Consider the following 9,759-nt stretch of genomic DNA (forward strand, 5'->3'; position numbering starts at 1 on the left):
GCCACGAGCGCGAAGCGCTCGAGGCCGCCGCGAAGTGGCAGGAGATCTGGGGCAAGGACAACTTCTTCCTCGAACTGATGGACCACGGCCTGTCCATCGAGCGCCGGGTGCGCGAGGGCCTGATCGAGATCGGCCGCAAGCTCGACATCCCGCCGCTGGTGACCAACGACTGCCACTACGTCACCAAGGATGCGGCCGCGAACCACGAGGCGCTGCTGTGCATCCAGACCGGTAAGACCCTCTCCGATCCCACCCGGTTCAAGTTCGACGGCGACGGCTACTACCTCAAGTCGGCGCAGGAGATGCGCGAGCAGTGGGACCGCGAGGTGCCGGGCGCATGCGACAACACGCTGCTCATCGCCGAGCGCGTGCAGTCCTACGAGGACGTGTGGACCCACCGCGACCGGATGCCGATCTTCCCGGTGCCGGAAGGGGAGACGCAGGCGAGCTGGCTGCACAAGGAGGTCATGCGCGGCCTCGACCGTCGCTTCCCCGCCGGCCCACCCCGCGAGTACGTCGAGCGCGCCGAGTACGAGATCAGCGTCATCAACCAGATGGGCTTCCCCGCCTACTTCCTCGTCGTCGGCGACCTCATCAACCACGCCCGCGAGGTCGGCATCCGCGTCGGCCCCGGCCGTGGTTCGGCCGCCGGTTCGCTCGTCGCCTACGCGATGGGCATCACCAACATCGACCCGATCCCGCACGGTCTGCTGTTCGAGCGGTTCCTCAACCCCGAGCGCGTGTCGATGCCCGATATCGATATCGACTTCGACGATCGCCGCCGCGGTGAGATGGTGCGCTACGCCACCGAGCGGTGGGGCAACGACAAGGTCGCCCAGGTCATCACGTTCGGCACCATCAAGACGAAGGCCGCGATCAAGGACTCCGCGCGAGTGCAGTTCGGCCAGCCCGGATTCGCGATCGCCGACCAGATCACCAAGGCCCTGCCGCCGCCGATCATGGCGAAGGACATCCCGGTCTCGGGTATCACCGACCCGAGCCACGAGCGGTACAAGGAAGCCGCCGAGGTCCGCCAGCTGATCGAGTCCAACCCGGACATCAAGAAGATCTACGACACCGCGCTCGGTCTCGAGGGCCTGATCCGCAACGCCGGCGTGCACGCCTGCGCGGTGATCATGTCGTCCGAGCCGCTCATGGACGCGATCCCGCTGTGGAAGCGCGCGCAGGACGGCGCGATCATCACCGGCTGGGATTATCCGTCCTGCGAGGCCATCGGTCTGCTGAAGATGGACTTCCTCGGTCTGCGCAACCTCACCGTCATCGGCGACGCGATCGAGAACATCAAGGTCAACCGTGGGATCGATCTCGACCTCGACACCCTCCCGCTGGAGGATCCGGCGACCTACGAACTGCTCGCGCGCGGCGACACGCTCGGCGTGTTCCAGCTCGACGGCAGCGCCATGCGCGACCTGCTGCGCCGCATGCAGCCCACCGGCTTCGAGGACATCGTCGCCGTGCTCGCGCTGTACCGCCCCGGCCCGATGGGCATGAACGCGCACAACGACTACGCCGACCGCAAGAACGGGCGGCAAGAGGTCAAGCCGATCCACCCCGAGCTCGAGGAACCGCTGAAGGAGATCCTCGCCGACACCTACGGTCTGATCGTCTACCAGGAGCAGATCATGCAGATCGCTCAGAAGGTGGCCGGTTACTCGCTCGGACAGGCAGACCTGCTGCGTCGCGCGATGGGTAAGAAGAAGAAGGAGATCCTCGACGAGGCCTACGACGGCTTCGCCCAGGGCATGAAGGACAACGGCTTCTCGCAGGCGGCGATCACCGCGCTGTGGGACACCGTTCTGCCCTTCGCCGGCTACGCGTTCAACAAGTCGCACGCCGCCGGCTACGGGCTGGTCTCGTTCTGGACCGCCTACCTCAAGGCGAACTACCCGGCCGAGTACATGGCCGGTCTGCTCACCTCCGTCGGCGACGACAAGGACAAGGCCGCGGTCTACCTGTCCGACTGCCGCAAGATGGGCATCACCGTGCTGCCGCCGGACGTCAACGAGTCGCACACCAACTTCATGTCGGTGGGCGAGGACATCCGGTTCGGCCTCGGCGCCGTCCGCAACGTCGGCACGAACGTCGTGGCCTCGATCATCAAGGGGCGGGAGGAGAAGGGTCGCTACACCGACTTCTCCGACTATCTCAACAAGATCGACACCGTCGCGTGTTCGAAGAAGGTCACCGAATCCCTCATCAAGGCAGGCGCATTCGACTCGCTCGGGCACCCGCGCAAGGGCCTGATGCTCGTCCACGCCGACGCGATCGACGCGGTGATGAGCACGAAGAAGGCCGAGGCGATCGGCCAGTTCGACCTGTTCGGCGGCGACGACACCGACGAGTCCGTCGCCGCGGTGTTCAACGTCCGCATCCCCGAGGAGGAATGGGACACCAAGCACCGCCTCGCCCTCGAACGGGAGATGCTCGGCCTCTACGTCTCCGGGCACCCGCTCAACGGCGTCGAGCACGTGCTCGCGTCCCAGGCCGACACCCAGATCCCCGCGATCCTCGAAGGCGCGCTCAAGGACGGCAGTCAGGTCACCGTCGGCGGCATCCTCGCCTCGGTGAACCGGCGCATCAACAAGAACGGTCTCGCCTGGGCGTCCGCGCAACTCGAGGACCTCACCGGTGGCATCGAGGTGCTCTTCTTCCCGCAGTCCTACGCCGTCTACGGCATGGACGTCGTGGAGGACTCGGTGGTGCTGGTCAAGGCCCGGGTGTCGATCCGCGACGACCGGATCTCCCTGATCGCCAACGATCTCGTCGTCCCCGACCTCTCACAGATCGGGGTGGCGAAGCCGGTATCGGTGTCGATGCCCACCCGGTTGTGCACCCCCGACAAGGTCGGTGCCCTCAAGAACGTGCTCACGCGCCATCCCGGCTCGTCCGACGTGCACGTGCGGCTCATCACCGGCAGCAAGGTCACGGTCCTCAAGCTCGACGACAGCCTGCGGGTCGAACCGTCGTCGGCGCTGATGGGCGACCTCAAGGCCCTGCTCGGGCCGGGCTGCCTGGCCACCTAGCGATCCCGCCGCGCGGCGCGAGCCCTTCGGTGNGCGGGAAGCCGGGTCGACCGGTGCGTCTAGGAACGGAGTGCGTGCTGCTGGGCCTTGCGGACCCACCACACGACGACGGTGACCGCAGCGGCACCGAGCACGGCGCTCTGGGCGCTGGTGGTGACGACGAGGACCACGAGCAGGGTCAGGAGACCGGCCGCGAGTGCTTCGAGCTTGTACAGGGGCCAGATCGTGCCGGCGATGTCCACACCGTCGGTGCGCTCACGGTGTATCCGGGGGTCGAGCACGGACATCGCGGTGCACCTCCTGTAGGCCGAGCGACTGTAGGCCGGGCGGAATTCTTTCTTCAGGATAGGCGCAGGGAAGAGTTCGGGCCACCGAACTCGACGATCGGGCGGCGACTGTCACAACGATTGTGTTGACTGGTCGGTATGCCACTGCACGGAGAATACGAACCGAGTCCCGTCGAATGGAGCGCCAAGCAGGTCGAGGAGTACGAGTCGTCGGGCGGAACCCGCGGCACCACCCTCCAGGGTCGACCGGTCATCATCCTGACCACGGTCGGCGCCAAGTCCGGCAAGCTCCGCAAGATCCCTCTCATGCGAGTCGAGCACGAGGGTAGGTACGCCGCTGTCGCCTCGCTCGGCGGTGCACCGAAGCATCCCGTCTGGTACCACAACATCGTCGCGAACCCGCACGTCGAGGTCAGGGACCGCACCGAGGTGTGGGACATGACCGCCCGCGAGGTCCACGGCGAGGAGAAGGCGCAGTGGTGGAAACGTGCGGTCGAGGCGTTCCCGCCCTACGCGGAGTACCAGGAGAAGACCGACCGCGAGATTCCGGTCTTCGTTCTCGAGCCGGTCGAGGGCTCGTAGACCGAGCACGCTCGGACGGACTGTGCTGTCACCCCCTCGATGCGGGTCCCGCCGTGGTGGGCGAATCGGGGGAGTGGCAGCATTGACGGGTGACCTCCACTTCGCGAACAGCAGAACCGATGACTGTGACCGCCGTGCCCTGCGCGGCCGACATCGATGCGGCTGCCGAGCGAATTTCGGAGGCGGTCGCCCCGACGCCGCTCGAGCACAGCCCCCGGCTCTCGGCCCTCGTGGGAGCCAACGTCTATCTCAAGCGTGAGGACCTCACCCGCGTACGGTCCTTCAAGCTCCGCGGGGCGTACAACGCCATGGCGCAACTCGACGCGGCCGAGCGCGCCGCGGGTGTCGTCACGGCCAGCGCCGGTAATCATGCGCAGGGTGTCGCCTACGCATGCCGGGTGATGGGAATCCAGGGCCGCATCTACGTGCCCACCCGCACTCCCAAGCAGAAGCGCGACCGGATCCGTATCCACGGCGGCGACAGCGTCGAACTCATCGGTGTCGGCGACACCTTCGACGCCGCGGCCGCGGCGGCAGCCGACGATGCGATCCGCACCGGTGCGACGATGATCCCGCCCTTCGATGACGCCCGCACCGCTGCCGGGCAGGGCACCATCGCGCGCGAGGTCCTCGAGCAGCTCGACGGCGATCTCGACGTCGTGCTCGTCCCCGTGGGCGGGGGCGGCCTCATCGCCGGTGTCGCCGCCTATCTGCGCGAGCGGTCCCCACGCACGTCGATCGTCGGCGTCGAACCGGCCGGCGCAGCATCGATGACCGCCGCGCTGGTGGCGGGCGGTCCCGTCACGCTGCCGGAGGTCGAGCCGTTCGTCGACGGCGCTGCGGTCAAGCGGACCGGCGACGTCCCCTACGCCGTGGTCTCCGAACTCGGTGCCGAGGTCGTGTCCCATTCGAGCCTGCCGCTCGTGGCCACGCTGCGCCGGGAGGGGCTCGGTCGGGCCCCGTTCGGGATGACCCAGATCGACGAGGGTGCGCTGTGCACCACGATGCTAGATCTGTACCAGAACGAGGGCATCATCGCCGAGCCCGCCGGCGCCCTGTCCGTCGCTGCCCTCGAGTCGATCTCGGTGCAGCCCGGAGCGAACGTGGTGTGCCTGGTGTCGGGCGGCAACAACGACGTCTCGCGCTACGGCGAGATCATCGAGCGGTCGCTCGTCCACCGCGGGCTCAAACACTATTTCCTCGTGGACTTCCCCCAGGAACCCGGCGCACTGCGCCGGTTCCTGGACGAAGTCCTCGGACCGGACGACGACATCACCCTGTTCGAGTACGTCAAGCGCAACAACCGGGAGACCGGTGCTGCCCTCGTCGGTATCGAACTGGGTGCTGCAGAAGACCTTTCGGCCCTGCTCAATCGCATGGACGCGTCGCCGATCGACGCGCAGCGACTCGAGCCGGGGTCGCCTGCCTACCGTTATCTGACGTAACCGGGTGGCCCGGTCACGTCACGGGTGGTGTGCGGTCACCAGCGATTGCACACCAACCATGGGCCCCACCAATAGCAGTCGGGCCGCCAGTAGTGGTTCCGGTGATGGTCGCGGTCGTACTTCTTGTCGTGATGGTTGTAGTTCTTGTCGTGATCGTGGTGGTCGTACTTTCCGTGGTCGTCGTGTCCTCCGCTGACATTCACGATCCCGGGTGCCGTGTCGACGGTGGGGGTCGCCGATGCGACTCCGGCGGGAGCGAGGACGAGGGCGGTGCTGAGGAATACGCTCGCCAGAATCTTCTTGGGTTGCATGGTGATTCACCTCGAGAATTCGACGGTACTTGAGACGGTACTCGCCCACTCGTGGCATAATCAACGACTTTTTTCGCCTGACGAACGTTATCGGCGGGGCATCTCGGGAGCCTCCAGGATCGCGAAGGACCAGCCCGGGATCAGCACTGCGGACTCGGTGCGGTTGACCACCGGTTCGTCCCACCAGAGCAGTGGTTTTCCGCCGACCGGCACGGTGACGGGATCGGGTCCGAGATTGCACGCCACCCGCAGCGCACCGCGGTGTACGACGAGCCATTTCTCGTCCTCGTCGTACGTCACGTGCACGTGCTCGAGCCAGGGATCGGTGAGCTCGGCGCGGTCCCGCCGCAGCGCGATGAGCGCGCGGTAGCACTCCAGCAGCCGGGCGTGCCCGTCGTCGTCGCGTTCGTCCCAGCGCAGCTTCGATCCGGTGAAGGTCTCCGGAGCCTGCGGGTCGGGTACGTCGGCGGCGTTCCAGCCGTGTTCGGCGAACTCGCGCCGGCGACCCTCGACCACGGCCGCGGCGAGTTCCGGTTCGGGATGCGACGTGAAGTACCGGAAGGGTGTGCTCGCACCCCACTCCTCGCCCATGAACAACATCGGCGTGAACGGGGACGTGAGCACGAGCGCCGCCTTGAGGGCGAGCTGACCGGGCTCGAGATAGGCACCCGGCCGGTCGCCGAGCGCCCGGTTGCCGACCTGATCGTGCGTGCAGGTGTAGGCGACCAGACCGCTCGCCGGTGTGCGCCGGGTGTCGAGCGGGCGCCCGTGGACCCGGCCGCGGAAGCTCGAATACGTCCCGGCGTGGAAGAAGCCGTGCCCGAGCGTGTACGCGAGGCAGTCCAGCGAACCGAAGTCACCGTAGTAGCCCTGTCGTTCACCGGACACCGCCGCGTGGATCGCGTGGTGGACGTCGTCGGCCCATTGTGCGTGCAGTCCGTATCCACCGCCGGGCCGGGGAGTGATCAGCTTCGGATCGTTGAGGTCCGATTCGGCGATCAATGACAGGGGGCGGCCGAGATGGGCGGACAGGCGGAACGTCTCGACCGACAGTTCCTCGAGGAGGTGTGTGGCGGTGTGGTCGATCAGCGCGTGCACGGCGTCGAGCCGGAGGGCGTCGATGTGGAACTCGCGGAACCAGCGCAGCGCGTTGTCGAGGATGTACCGACGCACCTCCCCGGATCCGGGACCGTCGAGGTTGATGTTGTCGCCCCAGATGCCCGGGGCCGCGGAGAGATAGGGGCCGAAGCGCCCCAGATAGTTCCCCGACGGACCGAGATGGTTGTAGACGACGTCGAGTGCCACTGCCAGTCCGCGCGCGTGGGCGGCGTCGACGAAACGCTGCAGGGCGTCGGGGCCGCCGTAGGGTTCGTGCACCGCGTACCAGAGCACGCCGTCGTAGCCCCATCCGTGGGTGCCGTTGAACGCGTTGAGCGGCATGAGTTCGACGAACTCGACACCGAGATCCACGAGTTCGTCGAGACGGTCGATCGCCGAGTCGAGAGTGCCCTCGGGGGTGAAGGTCCCCACGTGCATCTCGTAGACGATGCTTCCTGTCAGTTGTCGGCCGGTCCAGCCGCGGTCGGTCCACTTCGTCTCGTCGAGCACGTGGAGCTGCGACGGCTCGTGTACGCCCTCCGGCTGGCGCGGGGATCGCGGGTCGGGAAGGACCGTCCCGGTGTCGTCGTCGAGCACGAAACCGTATCGAGTGTCGGGAGCGACATCGACGGTGGTGCTCCACCAGCCGTCGTCGTCGCGTTGCATGTCGTGGAGCCGTCGGTCGGCGAACAGCCGGACGGACGACGGGATCGGAGCCCAGACCTCGAAGGTGTGCACTCGACCAGCATGCCGTGTCGGAGGCGTCGGTGCAGGGGATGGCGCCGACCGGCGGCCCACTTGCCGCGCGTCAATTTTGTTGCAGCTGCAATGCACTCGATACTGGGGGAGTGAACCCGAATCCCGAGCGAGCCCGCCGACGGTACACCTCACCGTTGCGGGAGGAAGCGGCCCGCCGAACCCGCGAGACGATCCGCGACGCCGCGGCGCGGTTGTTCGTTCGCGACGGCTACGTCAGCACCACCGTCAAGAACATCGCGGACGAAGCGGGTGTGGCGGTGCGGACGGTGTTCACCGCCTTCCCCGGCGGCAAGGCGGAGATCTTCCGCGAGGCGCTCGATCACGCGGTGGCCGGCGACGGCGATCCGCGCGCGGTCGCGGCGGCGGATCCGGAATCGTCCCACGGCAGCGGCGCGGTCTCGCACGTCGACCTCGTGGTCGAGCAGGTGGTCCGCTACGGCACCGCGATGCTCGAACGCGCGGGCGGGCTGCTCATGACCTCCGTGGAATCATCGGGGGCGGACCCCGACATGCGTCGTTTCGCTGCGGACGACGCGAAGGCGACGGCCGAGAACGCCCGCACCCTCGCGGAAGGACTCGAACACGCCGGCTGGCTGCGCGAGGACGTCACCGTCGAGCACGCGGCCGATGTCCTGTTCACCCTGAGTTCCCCGCAGGTGCACGCGCTGCTGAGACGGGATCGCGGATGGGACGTCGACCAGTACCGTCAGTGGCTCTCGGGGACGCTGCGCGCGACGCTGTTGCGACGAACGGCGCCGTGACCGATTCGGTTCAGTCGCCGCCGCGGTCGTCGAGGTAGAGCCACTCGCCGTCCTCCCGCACGAACCGGCTGTGCTCGCGCATCGAGTCGGGCACCCCGTCCGCCGTCCAGTGCGCGCGGAAGTCCACCGTGCCGGTCGTATGCAGGAATCCGCCTCCGGTGGTGTGCAGGACCTCGAGCCCGGTCCAGCGCTGACCGGGGTCGAACTCGATCGAGCGCGGACGCGTGGACGGGTGCCAGGTGCGCAGCAGGTGCGCCGTATCGCGCGTCGCGAATGCCGTGTACCGCGAACGCATCAGCTGTTCGGCGGTGGGCGCGCTCGCACCGGCCAGCAGCGGCCCGCAGCATTCGGACAGGGGAACGCCGCGACCGCACGGGCACGGGGAATCCGGGCGGGTGTCGGTGCTGCGGTCGGCTCTGCTCATGGCCACAGTCTCCCCCGAAGGGCTCGATCGCCCGGCCTCGGGGCGGTCAGAGCGGGAGCGGACGATGCCGGGCGTGAATGATGTTCTCGGACCGCGCGCTCCGGAGCGCTCCATGATGCAGAATGCCGAACATGAATGCGCAGCGCTATGTCGGGGTCGTGGGGCCGGGTGAAGCCACGCCCGAACAGCGACGCCTCGCCCGCCAGGTCGGGGGACTCCTCGCCGGACGCCGGGCCGTCGTGGTCACCGGCGGTCTCGGTGGGGTGATGGCGGCAGCCTGCCGTGGCGCTGTGGAAGCCGGTGGGACGACCCTCGGCCTGCTGCCCGGAGACGACCGTGCCGAGGGCAATCCCTATCTGACGGTGGCCGTTCCCACGGGCCTCGGAGAGATGCGCAACGCGCTGCTCGTGCGCAGCAGCGACGCGTTGATCGCGGTGGGTGGAAGCTGGGGCACCATGAGCGAGATCGCGCTCGCGGTCCGCATCGGTGTTCCGGTGATCGCGATCGGCGGTTGGCGGATGCCCGCCGCCGGAGTGCTCGACGTCGAATCGCCCGCCGAGGCCGTCGAGTGCCTGCACGCACTGTTGTGGCGCAAGGACCCGGTGTGAGCCGACCGTGACGACGCAGTAGGCACGACACCGTAGACGCGACGATGCCCNCCGGATCGGCGGGCATCGTCTGTTGTGGGCTCCTGTGGAGCAGGAATCTACGAGCCGGAGTTGGTGAGCTCGTAACGGCGGCGGTACTCCTCCTTGGACGTCTCGCTGATGTCGACGTCGGTGGCGCGGGCGCGCAGGGCGCCGACGGTGGCCTCCTCACGCGGGATGTGCTCGAAAGGATCCCAGTCGAAGAACTTCGCGGCGTTGGCGAAGGTGATCTTGTCGATCTCCTCGTCGGTGCACTCGCACGCGTCGAGTTCCTCCTTGAGGATCTCGGGGGAGTTCGGCCACGTCGAGTCGGAGTGCGGGTAGTCGCATTCCCACGCGATGGTGTCGACGCCGAGCCGGTGACGGTTGTTCAGTCCGCTCGGTTCGGTGATGTAGCAGGC

At 67.7% G+C, this 9,759-nt stretch carries 9 protein-coding genes and 1 pseudogene; 5 read left to right on the forward strand and 5 right to left on the reverse strand.

The window, feature by feature from the left end; translation table 11 throughout:
- On the forward strand, positions 1-3,044 hold a 3,044-nt coding region (gene dnaE, locus ACLBYD_RS29920; RefSeq protein ID WP_447819292.1), incomplete at its 5' end, for a DNA polymerase III subunit alpha.
- A gap of 59 nt (positions 3,045-3,103) precedes the next feature.
- On the opposite strand, the gene ACLBYD_RS29925 is transcribed toward dnaE, so the two are convergent.
- Complete coding sequence (locus tag ACLBYD_RS29925; protein WP_193902150.1) at positions 3,104-3,331, reverse strand: hypothetical protein; 228 nt, start codon at positions 3,329-3,331, stop codon at positions 3,104-3,106.
- Between the two features lie 138 nt (positions 3,332-3,469).
- Here ACLBYD_RS29925 and ACLBYD_RS29930 point away from each other — a divergent pair, with 138 nt between their 5' ends.
- A complete protein-coding gene (locus ACLBYD_RS29930; protein WP_447819293.1) occupies positions 3,470-3,913 on the forward strand; it encodes a nitroreductase family deazaflavin-dependent oxidoreductase in 444 nt (147 codons plus the stop codon).
- 119 nt (positions 3,914-4,032) lie between these two features.
- Complete coding sequence (gene ilvA / locus ACLBYD_RS29935) at positions 4,033-5,358, forward strand: threonine ammonia-lyase IlvA (protein WP_447819294.1); 1,326 nt, start codon at positions 4,033-4,035, stop codon at positions 5,356-5,358.
- Between the two features lie 35 nt (positions 5,359-5,393).
- Here the strand turns inward: ilvA and ACLBYD_RS29940 are convergent, their stop codons facing one another.
- Complete coding sequence (locus ACLBYD_RS29940; protein WP_019289739.1) at positions 5,394-5,669, reverse strand: hypothetical protein; 276 nt, start codon at positions 5,667-5,669, stop codon at positions 5,394-5,396.
- A gap of 87 nt (positions 5,670-5,756) precedes the next feature.
- Positions 5,757-7,505: a malto-oligosyltrehalose trehalohydrolase gene (gene treZ / locus ACLBYD_RS29945; protein ID WP_447819295.1), complete on the reverse strand. Its 1,749-nt coding sequence runs from the start codon at positions 7,503-7,505 to the stop codon at positions 5,757-5,759.
- Between the two features lie 110 nt (positions 7,506-7,615).
- On the opposite strand from treZ, the gene ACLBYD_RS29950 reads away from it, so the two are divergent.
- Entirely contained in the window at positions 7,616-8,287 is a 672-nt protein-coding gene (locus tag ACLBYD_RS29950) for a TetR/AcrR family transcriptional regulator (RefSeq protein WP_024101252.1), read from the forward strand.
- A 10-nt stretch (positions 8,288-8,297) separates the two neighbouring features.
- On the opposite strand, the gene ACLBYD_RS29955 is transcribed toward ACLBYD_RS29950, so the two are convergent.
- On the reverse strand, positions 8,298-8,711 hold the full coding sequence (locus ACLBYD_RS29955; protein ID WP_447819296.1) for a YchJ family protein: 414 nt from the start codon (positions 8,709-8,711) through the stop codon (positions 8,298-8,300).
- A 122-nt stretch (positions 8,712-8,833) separates the two neighbouring features.
- On the opposite strand from ACLBYD_RS29955, the gene ACLBYD_RS29960 reads away from it, so the two are divergent.
- Positions 8,834-9,319 (forward strand): TIGR00725 family protein, encoded by a 486-nt coding sequence (locus ACLBYD_RS29960; RefSeq protein WP_060652834.1) that lies wholly within the window; start codon positions 8,834-8,836, stop codon positions 9,317-9,319.
- Positions 9,320-9,417: 98 nt separating this feature from the next.
- Here the strand turns inward: ACLBYD_RS29960 and ACLBYD_RS29965 are convergent.
- Positions 9,418-9,759, reverse strand: a pseudogene (locus ACLBYD_RS29965) (amidohydrolase family protein); the annotation flags it as partial.

The organism is Rhodococcus sp. C26F (genome assembly GCF_053345925.1).

What these genes read in the sequence shown, in the direction of transcription:
- ACLBYD_RS29925 (WP_193902150.1), bottom strand. Translation starts at nt 3,331, where the DNA reads ATGTCCGTGCTCGACCCCCGGATACACCGTGAGCGCACCGACGGTGTG.
- ACLBYD_RS29930 (WP_447819293.1), top strand. Translation starts at nt 3,470, where the DNA reads ATGCCACTGCACGGAGAATACGAACCGAGTCCCGTCGAATGGAGCGCC.
- ilvA (WP_447819294.1), top strand. Translation starts at nt 4,033, where the DNA reads ATGACTGTGACCGCCGTGCCCTGCGCGGCCGACATCGATGCGGCTGCC.
- ACLBYD_RS29940 (WP_019289739.1), bottom strand. Translation starts at nt 5,669, where the DNA reads ATGCAACCCAAGAAGATTCTGGCGAGCGTATTCCTCAGCACCGCCCTC.
- ACLBYD_RS29955 (WP_447819296.1), bottom strand. Translation starts at nt 8,711, where the DNA reads ATGAGCAGAGCCGACCGCAGCACCGACACCCGCCCGGATTCCCCGTGC.
- ACLBYD_RS29960 (WP_060652834.1), top strand. Translation starts at nt 8,834, where the DNA reads ATGCCGAACATGAATGCGCAGCGCTATGTCGGGGTCGTGGGGCCGGGT.